General features: G+C 57.6%; 21 protein-coding genes. 6 read left to right on the top strand and 15 right to left on the bottom strand.

What is annotated here, in order from left to right; translation table 11 throughout:
• Window positions 1-35 precede the first annotated feature (35 nt).
• Window positions 36-680, top strand: coding sequence for an SDR family NAD(P)-dependent oxidoreductase (locus tag AC2FIZ_RS01960; RefSeq protein WP_496790509.1), 645 nt, complete (start codon window positions 36-38; stop codon window positions 678-680).
• A 60-nt stretch (window positions 681-740) separates the two neighbouring features.
• Here the strand turns inward: AC2FIZ_RS01960 and AC2FIZ_RS01955 are convergent, their stop codons facing one another.
• From AC2FIZ_RS01955 to AC2FIZ_RS01940, 4 genes are all read right to left on the bottom strand, one after another.
• Window positions 741-1,583 (bottom strand): ATP-binding protein, encoded by an 843-nt coding sequence (locus AC2FIZ_RS01955; protein ID WP_142633473.1) that lies wholly within the window; start codon window positions 1,581-1,583, stop codon window positions 741-743.
• 116 nt (window positions 1,584-1,699) lie between these two features.
• Window positions 1,700-2,617, bottom strand: coding sequence for a twin-arginine translocase subunit TatC (gene tatC / locus AC2FIZ_RS01950; RefSeq protein WP_142633471.1), 918 nt, complete (start codon window positions 2,615-2,617; stop codon window positions 1,700-1,702).
• Window positions 2,614-3,072 (bottom strand): Sec-independent protein translocase protein TatB, encoded by a 459-nt coding sequence (gene tatB / locus AC2FIZ_RS01945; protein ID WP_282021910.1) that lies wholly within the window; start codon window positions 3,070-3,072, stop codon window positions 2,614-2,616. Before tatB ends, tatC begins: the two co-directional genes overlap by 4 nt.
• 6 nt (window positions 3,073-3,078) lie before the next feature.
• On the bottom strand, window positions 3,079-3,294 hold the full coding sequence (locus AC2FIZ_RS01940; protein WP_142633467.1) for a twin-arginine translocase TatA/TatE family subunit: 216 nt from the start codon (window positions 3,292-3,294) through the stop codon (window positions 3,079-3,081).
• Between the two features lie 219 nt (window positions 3,295-3,513).
• On the opposite strand from AC2FIZ_RS01940, the gene AC2FIZ_RS01935 reads away from it, so the two are divergent.
• Window positions 3,514-3,819 carry a hypothetical protein gene (locus AC2FIZ_RS01935; protein ID WP_142633465.1) on the top strand — a complete coding sequence of 102 codons (306 nt, stop codon included), beginning with the start codon at window positions 3,514-3,516 and terminating at the stop codon, window positions 3,817-3,819.
• A gap of 21 nt (window positions 3,820-3,840) precedes the next feature.
• On the top strand, window positions 3,841-4,512 hold the full coding sequence (locus AC2FIZ_RS01930; RefSeq protein WP_496693449.1) for a helix-turn-helix transcriptional regulator: 672 nt from the start codon (window positions 3,841-3,843) through the stop codon (window positions 4,510-4,512).
• Between the two features lie 63 nt (window positions 4,513-4,575).
• On the opposite strand, the gene AC2FIZ_RS01925 is transcribed toward AC2FIZ_RS01930, so the two are convergent.
• The 8 genes from AC2FIZ_RS01925 to AC2FIZ_RS01890 all read right to left on the bottom strand — a co-directional run bounded on the left by AC2FIZ_RS01925 (window position 4,576) and on the right by AC2FIZ_RS01890 (window position 11,976).
• Entirely contained in the window at window positions 4,576-5,727 is a 1,152-nt protein-coding gene (locus tag AC2FIZ_RS01925; RefSeq protein WP_496712948.1) for a peptidoglycan DD-metalloendopeptidase family protein, read from the bottom strand.
• A gap of 63 nt (window positions 5,728-5,790) precedes the next feature.
• Complete coding sequence (locus tag AC2FIZ_RS01920) at window positions 5,791-6,441, bottom strand: protein-L-isoaspartate(D-aspartate) O-methyltransferase (RefSeq protein ID WP_142633458.1); 651 nt, start codon at window positions 6,439-6,441, stop codon at window positions 5,791-5,793.
• Window positions 6,438-7,220 carry a 5'/3'-nucleotidase SurE gene (gene surE, locus AC2FIZ_RS01915; protein ID WP_281994527.1) on the bottom strand — a complete coding sequence of 261 codons (783 nt, stop codon included), beginning with the start codon at window positions 7,218-7,220 and terminating at the stop codon, window positions 6,438-6,440. Before surE ends, AC2FIZ_RS01920 begins: the two co-directional genes overlap by 4 nt.
• A 121-nt stretch (window positions 7,221-7,341) precedes the next feature.
• The gene (locus AC2FIZ_RS01910) at window positions 7,342-8,427 is read right to left on the bottom strand and encodes an ABC transporter ATP-binding protein (RefSeq protein WP_281994526.1); all 1,086 of its coding nucleotides are present in this window, start codon (window positions 8,425-8,427) and stop codon (window positions 7,342-7,344) included.
• 80 nt (window positions 8,428-8,507) lie between these two features.
• A complete protein-coding gene (locus tag AC2FIZ_RS01905; protein WP_281971994.1) occupies window positions 8,508-9,554 on the bottom strand; it encodes a methyltransferase domain-containing protein in 1,047 nt (348 codons plus the stop codon).
• A gap of 90 nt (window positions 9,555-9,644) precedes the next feature.
• On the bottom strand, window positions 9,645-10,757 hold the full coding sequence (locus tag AC2FIZ_RS01900; RefSeq protein ID WP_496790507.1) for a YhaZ family DNA alkylation repair protein: 1,113 nt from the start codon (window positions 10,755-10,757) through the stop codon (window positions 9,645-9,647).
• A 2-nt stretch (window positions 10,758-10,759) separates the two neighbouring features.
• Window positions 10,760-11,539: an SDR family oxidoreductase gene (locus tag AC2FIZ_RS01895; RefSeq protein ID WP_496688658.1), complete on the bottom strand. Its 780-nt coding sequence runs from the start codon at window positions 11,537-11,539 to the stop codon at window positions 10,760-10,762.
• 74 nt (window positions 11,540-11,613) lie between these two features.
• Window positions 11,614-11,976, bottom strand: coding sequence for a nuclear transport factor 2 family protein (locus tag AC2FIZ_RS01890; protein WP_142633450.1), 363 nt, complete (start codon window positions 11,974-11,976; stop codon window positions 11,614-11,616).
• 109 nt (window positions 11,977-12,085) lie between these two features.
• Here AC2FIZ_RS01890 and AC2FIZ_RS01885 point away from each other — a divergent pair, with 109 nt between their 5' ends.
• From AC2FIZ_RS01885 to AC2FIZ_RS01875, 3 genes are all read left to right on the top strand, one after another.
• Window positions 12,086-13,693 carry a peptide chain release factor 3 gene (locus tag AC2FIZ_RS01885; protein WP_281971993.1) on the top strand — a complete coding sequence of 536 codons (1,608 nt, stop codon included), beginning with the start codon at window positions 12,086-12,088 and terminating at the stop codon, window positions 13,691-13,693.
• An 18-nt stretch (window positions 13,694-13,711) separates the two neighbouring features.
• Complete coding sequence (locus tag AC2FIZ_RS01880; RefSeq protein ID WP_496790506.1) at window positions 13,712-14,653, top strand: glycosyltransferase family 2 protein; 942 nt, start codon at window positions 13,712-13,714, stop codon at window positions 14,651-14,653.
• Between the two features lie 184 nt (window positions 14,654-14,837).
• Window positions 14,838-16,211, top strand: a complete 1,374-nt coding sequence (locus AC2FIZ_RS01875) for a DEAD/DEAH box helicase (RefSeq protein ID WP_281994523.1) — start codon at window positions 14,838-14,840, stop codon at window positions 16,209-16,211.
• On the opposite strand, the gene AC2FIZ_RS01870 is transcribed toward AC2FIZ_RS01875, so the two are convergent.
• Genes AC2FIZ_RS01870 through AC2FIZ_RS01860 form a run of 3 tightly spaced genes read right to left on the bottom strand, consistent with a single transcriptional unit; the run spans window position 16,208 to window position 18,210 of the window.
• The gene (locus AC2FIZ_RS01870; RefSeq protein ID WP_281971990.1) at window positions 16,208-17,110 is read right to left on the bottom strand and encodes an EamA family transporter; all 903 of its coding nucleotides are present in this window, start codon (window positions 17,108-17,110) and stop codon (window positions 16,208-16,210) included. The two genes, AC2FIZ_RS01875 and AC2FIZ_RS01870, sit on opposite strands and share 4 nt — an antisense overlap.
• Window positions 17,111-17,129: 19 nt before the next feature.
• On the bottom strand, window positions 17,130-18,014 hold the full coding sequence (locus tag AC2FIZ_RS01865; RefSeq protein ID WP_281994522.1) for a fatty acid desaturase: 885 nt from the start codon (window positions 18,012-18,014) through the stop codon (window positions 17,130-17,132).
• Window positions 18,007-18,210, bottom strand: a complete 204-nt coding sequence (locus AC2FIZ_RS01860; protein ID WP_142635106.1) for a DUF2061 domain-containing protein — start codon at window positions 18,208-18,210, stop codon at window positions 18,007-18,009. Before AC2FIZ_RS01860 ends, AC2FIZ_RS01865 begins: the two co-directional genes overlap by 8 nt.
• Window positions 18,211-18,311: the final 101 nt, after the last annotated feature.

The following is an 18,311-nucleotide window of genomic DNA, read 5'->3' as shown; positions in this document are numbered from 1 at the left end:
TTGACGCGCTGCGCGCTTGGGTTCAAACCGCAGTCATGACCGATCAGACTAAAATCGCCCTCATCACCGGGGCCTCTCGCGGGCTGGGCGCTGCCCTGGCCGAGGCGCTGGCACCAGAGTACCACATCGTCGCTGTCGCCCGCACCACCGGCGGGTTGGAAGAACTGGACGACCGCATCAAAGCAAAGGGCGGTTCAGCCACCCTGGCCCCTATGGACATTGCCGACCCGAATGCGATGGCGACACTGTGTCGTGGCATCCATGATCGCTGGGGCAAGGTGGACCTGTGGCTGCATACTGCGGTTCACACTTCGGCCCTGACGCCGACCCATTTCATTGACCCCAAGGAATGGACCAAAGCCATTAACACCAACGCAACTGCCACGTCGGTCCTGATCGCCTATGTTACGCCTTTGCTGGGTGAGGCCGGCCATGCGGTATTTTTCGATGATCCAAAGGCGGGTGAGAAATTCTATGGCATCTACGGTGCCACCAAGGCGGCGCAGATGGCTCTGGCCCGTAGCTGGGCGCTGGAAACTGAGCGCACCGGGCCGCGTGTAAACATCGTGGAACCGGCTGCTATGCCAACTGCCGTGCGTGCCCGGTTTCATCCCGGTGAGGATCGGGAGGCATTGACCAGCACCGCAGATGAAGCGGCGCGCATTCTGGCTCTGTTATAGGAATGGCCCATTGGGCCATGCCTCCGGCGGAGGTATTTTTAGCCAGATGAAGCCGGCGGATTACGCGATGTGAACACCGTTTCTTCCGGCCAGATCGACGAAGAATTGCCATGCCACACGGCCCGAGCGCGCACCACGTGTGGCCTGCCATTCGATCGCTTCGGCGCGCAGGGTGTTTGCGTCGACCGAGACGCCGTAAGAAGCACAATAGCGGTCGATCATGGCAAGGTATTCGTCCTGATCGCAAGGATGGAAACCCAGCCATAGCCCGAACCGGTCCGACAGTGAGACCTTCTCTTCTACGGCCTCAGACGGGTTGATGGCGCTGGAACGTTCATTTTCGATCATATCCCGCGGCATCAGGTGGCGGCGGTTTGAGGTGGCGTAGAACACCACATTTTCCGGGCGACCTTCGATGCCACCGTCCAGCACTGCCTTGAGCGATTTGTAGTGCTGATCATCGTGGCTGAAGGACAGGTCATCACAATACAGGATGAACCGATGCGGCGCGGCGCGTAGATGGTTCAGCAGACGCGCGACCGAGCCCATATCCTCGCGCTGCAGCTCAACCAGTTTCAGATCGGGATGTTCGTTCTGCAGGGTGCCGTGGACCGCTTTGACAAGGCTGGATTTGCCCATACCGCGCGCACCCCAGAGCAGTGCATTGTTGGCCTTAAATCCAGCGGCAAAGCGGCGTGTATTGTCCAATAGTGTATCGCGAGACCGGTTGATACCCACCAAGAGATCCAAATCGACCCGATTGACCTGCTTAACCGGTTCTAGGCGGTCGGGTTCGACATGCCAGACAAAAGCCGGAGCTGCGGCGAAATCGGGAGCGGCCAAAGGCGCCGGGGCCATGCGATCCAGCGCGTCGGCAATACGGTTCAGAGCTTGTGTATCCATTGGGGCCTCCGGTCGTGCTTGGAGGGTCTCAAACCATGTTCCGCCCGGCGCGACAAGAGTGGCGCATGAAAAAGGCGCGCCGGGATGGGCGCGCCTGTTCATTGCATGATCGACGTTTATTTGCCGTCTTCTTCGTGGATGATATCGGCATCCGCCTCTTCTTCGTCGTCATAGTAGCCTTCTGCGCGCAGCTCGGCCTCGCGCTTTCTCTCAACTCGGGCGACAAGGAAAATCGACACCTCATAGAGGCCATAGACCACGACAAACAGGATGATCTGAGTGATCACATCCGGCGGCGTCACAAGGGCGGCCAGCACCAGAATGCCCACCATGGCGTATTTGCGGACACTGCCCAAACCTTCGGCGCTGACCAGACCGGCCTTACCCATCAAGGTCAGCAGAACCGGCAGCTGGAAACACAGGCCAAAGGCAAGGATGAATTTCAGCGTGATATCCAGCGATTCATTCACCTTGCCGAAGAACGTGATCTTCACGCCCTCGGTGGTTTCGGGCACTACCACGATCTCTTCTGGAACATCTCCGGTAGTCGCCGACAACAGATTGGCAAAAATCGAACTGACATCCGCAAAGCCCAAAAAGAACTGCATGGCCAGCGGCGTTACCACGAATTGTGCAAAAGATGCCCCAAGCAGGAACATGAACGGCGAGGCGACCAGGAATGGCAGGAAAGCGCCCTTCTCAGACCTGTACAGACCAGGTGCCACAAAGCGCCACAACTGATAGGAAATCACCGGGAAGGCCAGCGCAAAGCCAAACACCATCGAAATTCGGAACAGCGTAAACAGATATTCCTGTGGCGAGGTATATTGCAAAGTCGGAGACGGATCGCCCAGATCGCGCAGCGTTGCCTCGATTGGTTGAACCAGGAATTGCAGGATCGGTTCCGCGACCGTAAAGGCCAGGACAATGCCTATTACAAAGGCAATGACCGCGCGGATCAGCCGGGTGCGCAGTTCCGCCAGATGCTCGATCAATGGGGCCGAGCTGTCTTCGATCTCGTCTGTGTCGGTCATGATTTGCCTTCGGTTTTCAGCGCGGCTTCGGCCTCTTCAGCCTTGGCCATCGCTTCGGCGGCTTCTTTCGCCTTCCGCTCGGCCGCAGCGCGTGCGGTCGAGGCCTGAATCTTCTTGGCCTGCTCGGCCCGTTCGGCAGCCAGCTTACCGGTCTCGCTATCGGGGTCGAACTTGGTGGGGTCGATACTTTTGGCCAGGTCCTGCGCGGCTTCTTTCACACCATCCATGGCGCTGCCTACAGGGTTGGTGGCCGCGTTGAGACCTTTTTTGATGTCATTCACACCGGCCTGATCCGCCGCATCGTTCATGGCACTGCTGAATTCGCGCGCCATGCCACGGGCCTTGCCGACAAAACGACCGACATTACGGAACAAAACCGGCAGATCCTTTGGCCCCACAACGATCAGGGCAACGACGCCGATGACTAGAAGCTCGGTCCAGCCCAGATCAAACATACCGGATCAGACCTTGTCTTTGTCGGTCTCGGGCGTGACGTCTTTGGCCAGTTCGGATGCGTCCTGATCCAGTTCCTCTGCGCCTTCTTTGACGCCCTTCTTGAATGACGTAATGCCTTTGCCCACTTCGCCCATCAACGAGCTGATTTTGCCACGGCCGAATAGCACCAGTACCACAACTGCGATCAGCAGAATGCCGGGAAGGCCAATATTGTTGAGCATCTCTCTTCTCCTATAACGTCGGCGCCGTACGCCGGAAATGTGATCTGGGTCCGTGTCTACGCCCGCTGGCCCGCCTGCAAAAGTGAGTTGGTTCAAATCTGCGTTCAAATTTGATCCGATCCGATGTTTTTTACGGCCTCGGATTGATCAACTGACAGGTTTGTGTCAGTTGATAGGGGCTAGGTAGGCGGTATCGAAACCTGGTCAACGGAGATTCACATGACCCATGTTGCAGAAATCGTCACCTTCACCCTCGCCAACGGGACAACCCCGGAAGAGTTTGTAAAACTCAGCCAAGCGTCCGAGGCCTTTGTACGCGCAGCTCCAGGGTTTGCCCATCGTCAACTCAGTCAAGGCGAAGACGGGCGCTGGACTGACTACGTGATCTGGACAGATATGAAGGCCGCACAGGACGCAGCTGCGCAGTTCCCGCAGCAGGGTTTTGCGCCCGCACTGATCGCCGCGATCAACCCCGAAGGCATGCAGATGCGCCACGAGAACGTGCTATGGAACATGACCGCCTGATCGCGGTCAGAACGGCGTGTCATGCGCCGCACTGACCGTCTGTTCGACATCATCCAGATCCTGCGCGACGGCAAACTGCACCGTGCGCAGGACATTGCGGATCGACTCGAGGTGTCGGTCCGCACGATTTATCGCGACATGGATACGTTGGCCGCTTCGGGCGTTCCGGTCGAAGGTGAGCGCGGCGTGGGTTATATGGTGCGTGAGCAGATCACCCTGCCCCCGCTGAATTTGACCCCGGCCGAACTGGAAGCGCTGAACCTTGGCATGGCAATCGTGGCCGAGGCCGCCGACCCCGACTTGAAAACCGCCGCCGAGTCTTTGGCTGAAAAGATCGACGCCGTGCTGCCGACCCAGGTGATTGCCGAGGCTGACAGCTGGAAATTTGCGGTATACCCCTTTGCCGATGCCGCACGCGGGCTGGCGCATATGGCCCCGATCCGCGCCGCCATCAAATCACGACAAAAATTACGTCTGAGTTACCGCAGGATCGACGGCGTGCTGACCGAGCGCACCATTCGGCCATTGCATATGGAGTATTGGGGACGAGTCTGGACGCTGACTTCCTGGTGTGAACTCCGCGATGGTTTCCGGGTCTTCCGAATTGACCTGATCGAAACCGTCCTTCCCCTGCCCGAGATTTTTGCAGACGAGCCGGGAAAGCGTCTGAGCGATTACGACCCATACGCTTAACCCTGCCGTCATCGGGTTGGGATTATCCCTGCCAGCGGCATGGCCCTGACGGGGCCATTCTTATCATTTCAGATAGGGCTCTGGATCTACAGATTCGAAGCCTTTGCGCACTTCGAAATGGACATAGGCGTTGTCCCCGCTCCGCAGCGAGGCAATCTTCTGCCCTCGTCGCACGCGATCCCCTTTCTTGACCGTGATATCTGCCACATTGGCATAGACGGTCAGCAGATCACTGTTGTGTTTAACAACGATGATCGGAACCTGATCTGCATCAGCAGTGATCGCCGCAACAGTTCCCGCCTCTGCCGCCATTACAGGCGATCCTGCGGCCGCTGCGATGTCGATCCCCTCGTTCTTTCCCTTTTGATAGGTGCGGATAATCGTACCGTTCACAGGAAGCCCAAGCGCCGAATTGCTTTGGTTTGTTGGTGCCTCGGCGGTCACATCAGGTGCCGGAGTGGCCGGGGAAATGGTTTCGTCAGGCAAGGGCTGCGTAGCACTGGGCGGCGTCGGTGTCGGAGACCCCTGGCCGGGCTGTGTCACATTCGTTGCAGGCACAGCAGCTTTGCGCGGTGCGGATTGGCTTTTCACCGGGATCAGAAGGAACTGGCCTTCGCGGACGGTAAAATCGGAATCCAATCCATTCCAGTCTGACAGCGCCTCAACGGGAACGTCATAGAGGCGTGAAATTGTAAATGCCGTTTCACCACGTTTCACCTTGTGGCGGATCGGTTCGGGACCGGTTGGTGCCGGTGCCGCCGCAGGTTTTGCGGGCTCAAGCGTTGATGTACGGACCGAGCCATTTGCGGGGACCTCGTCGATTGCCGTACCAGCTATCGTCGCTATATCGACAGAGCTTGCGGAACCGACCGTCTGGGGCAGTGCCACAACTTCGCCCTCGCGCAGGGTATCTGTAGGCATTAGACCATTGAAACGCGCCAGCTCTCCTTCAGGCAAACCAACCCTTGCGGCCAAGTCTCTGACAGTGTCACCGCGGCGAGCAATCGCCACTTGATAGGTCGGATATGTGATGACACCCCTGGCATCCGGAGCGGGCCGGTTGGTCGTCGCCGACTGTGCTGCTTCGGCGGTGGAAAAACCGCCTACCTGTCCGCGAAGATCATAGTCCAGCGGCCCTTCGCACCCAGCCAGGATTGCAAGGCTAGCCACTCCTAACGCACAGCGGCGCATTGCTGATTTGGAAACTGCTCTCATTTTATTGTCCTCGACACCTGCCCCTGTTCATCGGGGTTCCGGCGCATTTTGCAGAATATTCTTTTAAGCTCCATCCTTCCCAAGCCCTTCTAACAAGGGCACAAAACGGACAGGCAACAATTCGTCATAGTCCAAACCGGATTCGGTGCGTCGGACCCTGATCAATGTCTGGACCGTATCCGACTGCCCCACCGGCAAAACCATGATACCGCCGATTTTGAGCTGCGCCAAGAGCGGCCCGGGCGGGTCCTCGGCAGCTGCGGTCACGATGATACGATCAAACGGGGCTTGCTCGGGCAGACCAAACGAACCATCCGACAACATTGCCGTCACATTCGTCAGCCCCAAATCACGGAACAACTGGCCGGTTTCGCGCACAAGTCGCTTATGACGCTCGACCGTATATACCCGGCGTGCCAGTTTCGACAGGATCGCGGCCTGATAGCCCGATCCGGTCCCTATCTCGAGCACAGTATCACGCGGACGTACTTCCAGTGCCTGCGTCATCAGCCCAACGACAGACGGTTGGCTGATCGTCTGGCCGCACGCAATCGGCAGCGGCGTATCCTCATAGGCGCGTTCTGCAAACAGGCCTTTGACAAATCTGCCGCGATCTATCTGCTCCATTGCTGCCAGCACGCGTGCATCCGTCACCCCGCGCGAGCGCAGGGCAAACAGGAACTGCATGGTTGTTTCAGGGTCCAGTCCGCTCATTCGATCGACTTTAACGCTTCCAGCGCGTCATGCGCCGTCAGATCCGCACGCATTGGTGTGACCGAGATATAGCCTGCCAGATTGACGGCAGCATCCGTCCCAGGTGCAGTCGGGTTGTGTTGATACCCGCCCTTGATCCACAGAAACCGCCGCCCCGAAGGTGAGCTGTGCGGCTCGACCGAGAAATGTGTGTCACGCCGATAACCCTGAGGGGCGATCCGGGTGCCCTGTACTTCATCCGCAGGCACTGGGGGGAAATTGACGTTGTAAAACAAACGGTAATCGCCTTGTTCTGCCGGCGCCGCGCCCAGTATCTTACGTACCAGTTCAGCACCAAATCGGGTCGCGGATTCGAACGGGTCATCCAGCCCCAAATTGCGCGGACCGAAATATTGCGACAGCGCAATCGCGGGGATGCCTTGTAAGGCGGCCTCCATCGAGCCGCCGACTGTGCCGGAATACAGCGTGTTCTCGGCTGAATTGTTCCCGCGGTTCACACCGGACAACACCAAATCAGGCGGCGCGTCCTTCATCACATCGTGCAAACCAGCCAAGACACAATCAGCTGGTGATCCTTCCGCAGCAAAACGGCGTTCTCCCAGCTTGGCAACCATCATCGGGTGCGTGTAGCTGATGCAATGCCCCACGCCGGATTGCTCGAAAGCGGGCGCAACGACCCAGACTTCACCGCCCGGTCCGGCCAGATCGGCAGCAATCGCCTCGAGTGCGATAAGTCCCGGCGCATTGATACCGTCATCATTGGTTAAAAGAATACGCATATGCCCCATCCACCGCAGCGTTTTTTCCTTGATAGACCCAGCCCTGCACTGCGGCAAGCAACCCGCAGGCGCAATCTGAGGCTTTCACGCACCACTTGCGCCTAAACTGCAGTTTTAGACCCTATTTGGGGAATACAAAGCACCGATCGCGGCGAATGGTCAGCCACATGACCCGCCCCGCTTGCGGGACAAACACGTTGGGAACGGTCGCTTTCAAGATTGAATCATCATAGTCCATACGGAATTCAATCAAGCTTTCGTTGCCCAGAAAACGCGCCCGTTCGACCACACCACGCGCGGCTACCCCGTCCGTCGGTGTCGGCAGTGGACCTTTGCCATTGCGATCAAAATCCAAACGGACGTGCTGAGGCCGAAATACAATCTCAACATTCGTTCCATCCGGCACACCCGGAGCAAGAAACTGACCAAATGGCGTATCGGCCAAAGCTCCGTTAACTTGCGCGCCTAACACATTTATATCGCTAAAGAATGCAACTGCAGCTTTGTCCGCAGGACGGGTGTAGACGTTGTAAGGCGCACCCTGCTGAACGATTCTGCCACGGCGCATCAGGGCGATCTCATCGGCCATACGCATTGCCTCTTCGGGTTCATGGGTAACCAACAGGACTGCGGCGTCCTCTTCCTTGAGGATCGCCAGAGTTTCATCCCGAATTCCATCGCGTAACCGGTTATCGAGCCCCGAAAACGGCTCATCCATCAACATGATCCGGGGGCGTGGGGCCAATGCGCGCGCCAGAGCCACCCGCTGTTGCTCACCGCCCGACAAGTGATGTGGAAAGCTGTCTGCGAAACGCATCAGGTCGACTTTGGCCAGCAACTCATCCACGCGTGCGCGTTTTTCATCTTTGCTACCCTTCAGGCCAAAGGCAACATTGTCAGCTACGCTAAGATGTGGGAACAGGGCAAAGTCCTGAAACATCAGGCCAATCTCGCGCCGCTCAGGCGGGACACGGAACACCGTATCGCAGATCAGCGCGCCATCGACATAGATCTGGCCTGTCTCTTGCATCTCGACACCGGCAATCATCCGCAGCGTCGTTGACTTGCCGCACCCTGACGGCCCCAACAGGCATGTCACCTGCCCCGCCTGCACGGTCAGCGAGACGTCATCAACCACCACCCGACCTTCGTACCGGGCGACCAGATTGCGAATTTCCAGACGCGGAGGAGTTGCGTTTACTGTCACCGATGGACCCCGTAGCCTTACCCGATCAAATCAATCGGGCTTGGGCGGGGATAGCAACACCTCCCTTTGGGTGCAAGGGATCAGCAGCAGCCGCCCGTTTCGGCCTGCCCGGTCGCCTCAAATGGGCTTTCACCACCGCAGCCTTCGAAGATGCCGTAATGGGTTGAGAAATCACCGATGAACTCAAAGTGCCGCGCAAACCGCGTGTCTTTGAGCATCATCCATGTGTTGCCGCACACCGGAAACACCTTCCCCGCCGCCATTGTGTGATGGTCATCCAGTTCGAACACATGCGGCGCATTGGGGATAGTGCCCTTATAGATCACGGCCTGACCGTAATCTTCGCAGGCGGGCTCCAACGCGGGCAGTTTGAACAGACGATAGGTGGCCGACAGGAATTTCAGCGGCGCCACGCGGTCCTCAAGAACCGGGTTTTCGATGGTCAACGGACGGTGCGTGACCCGACGCGGGTCGCCAAACCCGGCCTTGCGCGACATCGACAGAAAGTCATTCCAGTACAGCGCACCGGACAGACACTCGCCATACAGAACCTCATCCTCGGCCATTGCCTGCGGTACGCGACGATCCGCATAAACGTCCGAGAAATACATCTCTCCACCGTCCTTAAGCAGGCGGTGCGCGCCGCGCAGAACGGCCTCCTTATCGGTGGCCAGGTTGATCACGCAGTTCGAAACGATGATATCGAAAGACCCCGCCTTTAAGTCCAGTTCATCCAGCTTTTCGATGTAGCCGTGATGGAATTCCACGTTGCTTTGGGCATACCCAAAGGTTTCGGCGTGATAATCCTGATGCGCGCGGGCGATATCCAACTGCTCGGGCGTCATATCCACGCCGACCACGCGCCCTTTCTCGCCCACCATGGCAGACAGGGCGTATACATCCCGACCCGCGCCACAGCCAAGATCAAGGATCCTCATCCCTTCCAGATCCAGCGGCGCGATCAGCCCGCAGCCGTAATAGCGGGTCAGCACGTCATCATGGACCTTGGCGAGGATCTTTTTCAGATGATCCGGCATATCGTCGGGCGTACAACACGCGTTGGTCTGCAGGTCCGCGCTGCTTTGCAGGACCTCGCCATAATAGTTCTGCACCGATTCATGCTTCATCGCTGTCATCCCCTGATCTGACTGATGTTGAGCTAACCCAGCACCGCGCACCGTGCAATCAAAAGCCGAGCAATCTGACGAAAGGTTGAGCTAGCCCAGCAGCTCAAAATCCAGATCCGCGCGCACCCGGCCATTCACCTGAATCTCCAGAAGATGTGCGCCGGGAACAAGCCTGAACGTGGTCGCATCGCCTTTGAGCTTGTGCTTTTTGCTCAAGGTCAGGTTTCCATTCCTTAGCGCGGCTTGTTTCAGCTTGTGAACTTTGGCCGATTTTTTGCCGCCAGGTCGTTGGAAATGGATGATATAATCAATCAAAACGGGTTGGTTCGCCTCACCAGCCAATGAAACATCAAACTCAAGCGCGCCGCCAATCTTTGCCTGCCCATTTACCATAACCGAGACCTGTATATCGGCATCAGGGTCATATCCCAGCATCTTCATCGCGCGTGGGTGCCCGGCCTTAACCAGACCGCGCAGGGTATGAGAGGTCATCCACCGCAGCTCGTCCGCGTCTTGACGCTTTGAACGAGACCAGCCCTGCAGGCGGTCCAGTACCAGATCCGGGTCTTTTTTGGAGATGTCGTTCAGATGGTTGGCCACCGACCGCGTCACATAGCGCGTTTGGTCCTGATGCAGCCGATCCAGCAGAGGCAGCGGATCTGTTAATTCCAGCCCCACAGCCTGCCCCCATGGCAAACGCGGGCGGGTTCCTTCGGACACCAGACGCCGCACGTGATAGCTGTCATGTCCGCACCAATCCTCCAGCCGCTCCATGACGTGTTCGGGGTGGCGATTGAGAAATGGGCGAATGGCCCATTCCATCGAAAACCTCTGCGTCAGTTCAGCCAGCACGTCCAGCGCGAGGTCGGGGTGATCAAGGCCGACATTCACGACCCAATCCCCCAGCGGCGCAAAGATGAAATCGCCAAAATCGTCGTCGGTCTTGTTCGGATCCAGCGGCGGCGGCAAGGCCCGTAAAAGGGTCGGAGCGACAGTTGGCAGCTCACCCGGAACCTGTTGCTGCAGGCATTCGGCGATCCACGCCATCCGCTCTTTCAACTCAAGCTCGAGAAGGCGTGACATCACCTGCGTTTGAAACGCCTGTGCATCGAACCCTGGATCAGCCTCGGCAAAAAGCCCCGCCAGATAGCCGGTCTTTTCTGCATTAAACAACTGATCCTTCAGTGAAAACCCTTGCGCCATGGTCACATCGTCAGATTGGTCGCGCCACCATCCAACAGGATGTTCTGGCCGACGATAAAGCCCGCATGCTGCGAACACAGAAACGCGCAGGTTGCCCCGAACTCCTGCCGCGAGCCATAGCGGCGCGTGGGGATGGTTGCCTCACGCTGCGCGCGTGCCTCGTCAACGGAAATGCCTTGCTGCGCAGCCACACCACCGTCCAGAGAATCCGCCCGATCCGTCGCATGTATCCCCGGCAACAGGTTATTGATTGTCACACCATGCGGCGCGACCTGCCTGGACGTTCCGGCCACATATCCGGTTAGCCCGGTCCGTGCGGCATTAGACAGGCCAAGAACGGCAATCGGCGCACGTACGGATTGTGAGGTGATGTTGACCACCCGGCCCCAGCCCTTATCCATCATGCCGGGCAACAGGGCCTTCATGAAGGCAATCGGGGTCAGCATGTTGGCATCCAACGCCTTGATGAAGTCCTCGCGCTGCCAATCCGACCACAGGCCCGGAGGCGGACCGCCAGCATTTGTCACAAGAATATCAACGCCCTGCGCGGCAGCAATCACCTGCGCCTGCCCCTCTTCCGAAGTCACATCACACGCAACACTCTGCACATCGACACCAAATTCCGAACGCAAACGCGCAGCTTCAGCCTCTAACGCGTCGGCCCCTCGCGCGTTCATCACCAGATTCACACCAGCCGCCGCCAGAGCCTCGGCGCAGCCCAGACCCAAACCTTTACTGCTGGCACAGACCAGCGCGCGCTTTCCACCTATTCCCAGATCCATCTGTTCCTCCCCATCTGTGATTATCCGCATGTCTTGCACCCAGCAGACAGGGAAGACAGATTGATGACAAGGGGTTAGTAGAAGAACTCTTCCCGGACGATCTTGCCATCCGCGACGTGATACAGCGCAACTTCGCGCATATCGAAGCTCTCACCGCTTTCCTTGAACTTGCCCTGCACCTCAAAGATCACAGCAAAACGGTCTTCGCCATGCACCATCGGGTCACTGACGTTTCCGCCCGTCACTTCGGTCGAACTCTCCCACCAATCGTGCTTGCCACGGATCGCGTCGCGCCCATGCGCCTCGCGTCCCATACCGGATGCATCGACGGCCTCAACCGAAACGGCATCTGCCGCATACAGCTTATCCAGATTGGCCTTGGCCCGGTTTTCCCGGCATCCCGCCACCAGCTCATCGGCGATTTCTTTCAAATTCATTGATCCTCTCCATTATTTGTTCACTATATGTTCTTATTGCCACAGGCAGACGATTCGAACCAGCCTCTTTGTCTTGCTTCGGCAGAATTCCCCGCCTATACGCGCGACTATGCTTGATACCGCCACGAACCAACCCACCTTGCCGCCCGAGATCGCCCGGCGCCGGACATTTGCCATCATCTCGCACCCGGATGCGGGCAAGACGACCCTGACGGAAAAGTTCTTGCTGTATGGCGGCGCCATCCAGATGGCCGGTCAGGTACGCGCCAAGGGTGAGGCACGGCGGACACGTTCGGATTTCATGCAGATGGAGAAGGATCGCGGGATCTCGGTCTCGGCCTCGGCCATGTCCTTCGACTATGGAAACTTCCGGTTCAATCTGGTGGACACGCCCGGCCACAGCGATTTCTCGGAAGATACTTATCGCACTCTGACCGCGGTGGACGCGGCCGTGATGGTGATCGACGGCGCGAAAGGTGTGGAAAGCCAGACCCAGAAACTGTTTGAGGTCTGCCGCCTGCGCGACCTGCCGATCCTGACCTTCTGTAACAAGATGGACCGCGAAAGCCGCGATACGTTCGAGATCATCGACGAAATTCAGGAAATGCTGGCCATCGACGTCACGCCCGCTGCATGGCCGATTGGAGTAGGCCGCGACTTTATCGGCTGTTACGACATGCTGCGCGACCGGCTGGAGCTGATGGACCGCGCTGACCGTAATAAAGTGGCCGAAAGCATCCAGATCAACGGGTTGGACGACCCCAAGCTGGCCGAACATGTGCCCGAGCACCTGCTTGAGAAGCTGCTGGAAGAGGTTGAGATGGCACGCGAATTGCTGCCCGCGCTTGACCCCCAAGCGGTATTGGAAGGCCACATGACCCCGATCTGGTTCGGCTCGGCGATCAATTCGTTCGGCGTCAAGGAACTGATGGAAGGCATCGGCGCCTATGGTCCACAGCCGCAGGTGCAGTCCGCGGAACCCCGTCAGATCGCGCCAGAAGAAAAGAAAGTCTCTGGGTTCGTCTTCAAGGTTCAGGCCAATATGGACCCCAAGCACCGCGACCGGGTGGCATTTGTGCGCATGGCCTCGGGCCATTTCAAACGCGGCATGAAGCTGACCCATGTTCGATCGAAAAAGCCGATGGCAATCTCGAACCCTGTGCTGTTTCTTGCATCCGACCGGGAACTGGCCGAAGAGGCCTGGGCCGGAGACATCATCGGCATCCCAAACCACGGCCAGCTGCGCATCGGCGACACGCTGACCGAGGGCGAAGCGATCCGGGTAACTGGCATCCCCTCCTTTGCGCCGGAACTGCTGCAGACCGTGCGCCCGGGCGATCCGATGAAAGCCAAGCATCTGGAAAAAGCCCTGATGCAATTCGCCGAGGAAGGCGCGGCCAAGGTGTTCAAACCGTCGATCGGATCGGGCTTTATCGTCGGCGTCGTTGGCGCACTGCAATTCGAGGTTCTGGCCAGCCGGATTGAGATGGAATACGGCCTGCCGGTACGGTTCGAGGCGTCTCAGTTCACCTCCGCCCGCTGGGTCAGTGGTGAAAAGGCTGAGGTCGAGAAATTCGTCAATGCCAACAAGCAGCACATCGCTCATGATCATGACGGCGACATCGTCTATTTGACTCGCCTGCAGTGGGACATCGACCGGGTCGTGCGGGACTATCCCGACCTGAACCTGACCGCCACCAAAGAGATGATGGCGTGACAGGGTCACGAGCTTCATATGCCGGATAATGTCCCGAACTGGGGCATTGTATCAACGATCCGGGGCTCGGCCCCGGACATACTTCGGTTTGCGGCCTATCACCTCGATCTCGGGGCCGACCGGATGTATTTGTATCTGGACGAGCCCTGCCCGGCTGCGTTCAACGTCCTGAACCGCCACCCACGGATCGAAATACGCAACTGCGACGAAGGGTACTGGGCGAACCGAAAGCGCGAGAGGCCCGACAAACATCAGGTCCGGCAAACCGCAAATGCCAGCTTTACTTACAGAAAGGCTGAGGTCGACTGGCTTGCCCATATTGATCTGGACGAGTTCCTCTGGCCGCAATCCGACCTTGGCGCGATATTAGCGGAGATTCCGCAACATATCGCAGCGGTGCGCGTTCGTCCGATCGAGCCCGTGGGCGGAACCGAAGACCTGTACAAAGCCTATATCCCCGCTGGTCAGGGCCGTGATGGGATCGTTCAGGCACTATATCCGAATTTTGGCGGATTTGTTCTTGCTGGATTCCTCAGCCATGTTCAGGGTAAACTGTTTGTTCGCAAAGGCTTACCTCAGATCAATTTCCGGATTCACAATCTGTTTCAGGATGGCGAAATCCTCCCGACCAAGGTCGAGCTGCCCCAGGTTGATCTATGCCACCGTCATGCACCTGACTGGGATCATTGGCTAGCCCATTATCGGTTCCGGTTCGAAAAGGGCTCGTATCAGCCAGGCATGTCACCCAATGTTCCGCGCGAACAAGGCGGGATGAACATGAATGAATTACTGAGCTGGATCGAAGAAGAAGATGGGGCTCACGGCCTGCGGGCTTTCTATGATGAAATCAGTGGCGCCGACCAAGAAGTTCGCACCCGCCTCGAAAAGTTTGGGCTGATTAAGCACCGTCCGCTGGATTTGGATGGAAAAGTCGCGAAACATTTCCCCGGAAGTACCTGAATTGTTGCGATAAATCCGCATGGTCAGCCGGTGTCGCAGCATAAAAGTGACTTCATTTGACCCTGCCCCGTGATTTTGTTATGTCCCGCCAAGCCGAAATGCACAAAATATCGCATGGCCATCCGGGCCCGGCACATTCTTTACGCGCGGGCCAGGTTTTAGTGTCCGCAACAACCGGACATACATGACAAAGTTTAACGAACTGAACCTGAACCCGAAGGTCCTCAAAGCCATTGAGGAAGCCGGATACGAAACGCCAACACCGATCCAGGAAGGCGCAATCCCACCCGCGCTTGAGGGCAAGGACGTTCTGGGTATCGCCCAGACCGGTACAGGCAAAACCGCCAGCTTCACGCTACCGATGATCACATTGCTGGCCCGTGGCCGCGCACGTGCGCGCATGCCGCGGTCGCTGGTGCTGTGTCCGACGCGGGAACTGGCCGCGCAGGTGGCCGAGAATTTCGATACCTACTCAAAGCACTTGAAACTGACCAAAGCGCTGTTGATCGGCGGCGTCAGCTTTAAGGAGCAAGATGCGCTGATCGACCGTGGCGTCGACGTTCTGATCGCTACACCGGGTCGTCTGCTGGACCATTTCGAACGCGGCAAACTGCTGTTGACCGGCGTCCAGATCATGGTGGTGGATGAGGCCGACCGAATGTTGGATATGGGCTTTATCCCCGATATCGAACGCATTTTTTCGCTGACGCCGTTCACACGCCAAACGCTGTTCTTCTCAGCCACCATGGCGCCCGAGATTGAGCGGATCACCGATACATTCCTGTCGGCCCCAACCCGGATCGAAGTTGCCCGTCAGGCAACGGCCTCGGAAACCATCGAGCAAAGTGTGGTCATGTTCAAAGGTGGTCGCCGTGACCGCGAGGCCAGCGCCAAGCGCCAGGTCCTGCGTTCGCTGATCGACTCCGAGGGCGAAAAATGCACCAACGCGATCATCTTCTGCAATCGTAAGACCGATGTGGATATCTGTGCGAAATCGCTGAAGAAATACGGCTATGATGCTGCCGCGATCCATGGCGATCTCGATCAGTCACAACGGACGAAAACACTGGACGGTTTCCGTGACGGAACACTACGCCTGCTTGTCGCCTCGGACGTTGCAGCGCGCGGATTGGATGTGCCCTCGGTCAGTCATGTGATCAATTTCGACGTCCCCGGCCACCCCGAGGATTATGTGCACCGGATCGGCCGTACAGGTCGCGCCGGACGCGAAGGCAAAGCGATCACTATCTGTTCGGGACGCGATGAAAAAGCATTGGCCGCGATCGAGAAGCTGATTCAAAAAGAAATTCCTCGCTTGGACAATCCGGTAAAGGAAGAGCCGAAACCCGAGAGGCCAAAGCCCGAGAAAAAGGCCCGGCCAACAGAAGTCCGGCCAACAGAGGCCCCCAAAAGCGACGATAAAAGAGAAGATCGCAAGAAGGATAAAGAAGTCAGAGGCCGTGGACGGCGCGCTGACAACGGTCCTTCGGTCGTGGGAATGGGCGATCACCTGCCCAGCTTTATCGCGCTCAGCTTCGACGAACGCCGCACGGGTTAAATAGACAAAACCAACGCCAGAATTGATGCGCCCAATAACGTCATCCCGGCGATCTCGCGCCGGGTGATGGTTTCGCGGAAAAACAAGATCGACGCGAACAAGCTGAGGATCAGCTCGACCTGCCCCAGAGCCTTGACGTAGGCGGCGTTTTGCAAGGTGAATGCCAAGAACCAACAGAACGATCCGCACAGGCTGGTCAGTCCGACAAATACGCCTGTTCGGCGTGTTTGCCACACGGCGCGCAGCTCGGCCCTGTCTCGCCACAACAGCCACAGGCCCATGCTGACGAACTGGAGCGAGACAACGACTGCCAGCGTCACAAGTGCCCGAAACCACGCATCAATCTCGCCCAGTTCAAGCGAGGCACCCCGATAACTGACCGAGGAAAACGCAAACAGCACACCTGATCCCAGGCCAAGCCGTGAGGCCCGGTTCGTCAGGTGTCGCCACCACGCCCCGTCTCCTCCGGGACTTTTCGACAGCAGCAACACAGCCGTCAGCCCCAGAAAGATCGCCCCAAGCGCCCAGGACGAGACCTGATCGCCCAGGACCAGAAAACCAACGATGGCGGTCTGGATTACTTCGGTTTTCTTAAAAGTTATGCCGACAGCAAAATTGCGCTGTTTGAACAAGGCGACGACACAGATCGTGGCAAGGATCTGAGCCGTTCCTCCAATGGTGGCAAACACCCAGAACCGGGCGGTCAACGGCGGCAAGGAATACCCCGTCAACTGCTGCGCCACGATCAGAGCGATTAGAACCAGCGGGATCGAATAGGCAAACCGGGCAAATGTCGCCCCGGCGGCCGTCAGCTTTACACTGCTCAGCGATTTTTGCAGCATGAACCGCACCGTCTGAAACGTTGCGGCGGCGATAGTGACAGGTATCCAGAGGCTCATGCCGCCTTTTCGCCGCAAATCAACCCTTTGGCCAGAGCGGATGCGCCACCGGGTCTTTTACTTTCCAGAAATACGCCCGGAAAACATCGGCATATGAAGGGTATACATAGGCGTTGTTCGTGGCCAGATAGCCCTCTTTACCCTGCTGGTAGATCTTCGGAAGTTGATACCAGGGGGTACGCGGGTTCAGATGATGAACTACATGTAAATTGTTGTTCAAAAACAGAAAAGACAGTATCCCGCGATCTTCGATGATAACGGTTCTTGCCCCCACATCTTCATGCGCACGGTGTTCCAGAAAAGTGCGTATTTTGACAAGGCCAAGCCCCAAATACGCGGACAGGACATAGGCCCAGACCGGCATGGGCGACAAGGTCACGATCCAGATAACCGCAACCACGCCTGCCATATGCAAAGCCCATGCGCGCAATATGTCCCATTCGCCACGCGCGGCCCCTCGCAACTCGTCCCTGACAAAGGCAACCTGCCCGATTGCAGGGCCCAAAACGATCCGCCCCAACAGAGTATTGTTCACCGATAACAACCGCCTGTGCCAGTGACCTAGCCCCGACCAAACTTTTGGGTCCAGATAGTTTGATTCAGGATCATCATAGGGGTCGGTCAGCGTTGCATCCCGATGATGCGCCAAATGCAGGTCTCGGAACCGCTGATATGGGATGAATAAGGTCAAGGGCAGCGCCATCAGCGCCTCGTTCAGCCATCTGGCGCGAAAAGGATGTCCATGCAGCGCCTCATGCGTTAATGATGAATGTAACGCGGCCACCGCGCCCATCACTGGAACCGCCAACCAGATGGGCAGGAAGAAGATCACGGCCAACCAGGCAGCATAACAGGCCAGCATCAGCGTGAAAGTGCCCCATTCCGGACCCGGGCGCTCAGACATTGCGCCCCCACGAAATGCCCGCCCAGACCCTCTCATAAACCACATAGAGTGTCAGCCCGATCGCCGTGTTTACTACGGCCAGAGTTCCGCCAATCGCGGCGGACCCTGTCGCAACCAGCCCAACCACCGACATGATGATCAGGCCCATCACGTTCCACAAAACCGCCTTCACGACCGATCTGCGTCGTGTTTCCATTCCGTCACCCATAATATTGTTATGGCTTAAGAAATACGGCCCGCCGCTTAGGTTGAACATTCTGAATATGATTAACAAAACTCATCAAACGTGATATTTAT

The sequence above is a fragment of the Ruegeria sp. CDSB022 genome (genome assembly GCF_059611145.1).
Note: the sequence above shows the minus strand (reverse complement) of the source record. Positions and strands in the feature narration are given on the sequence as shown.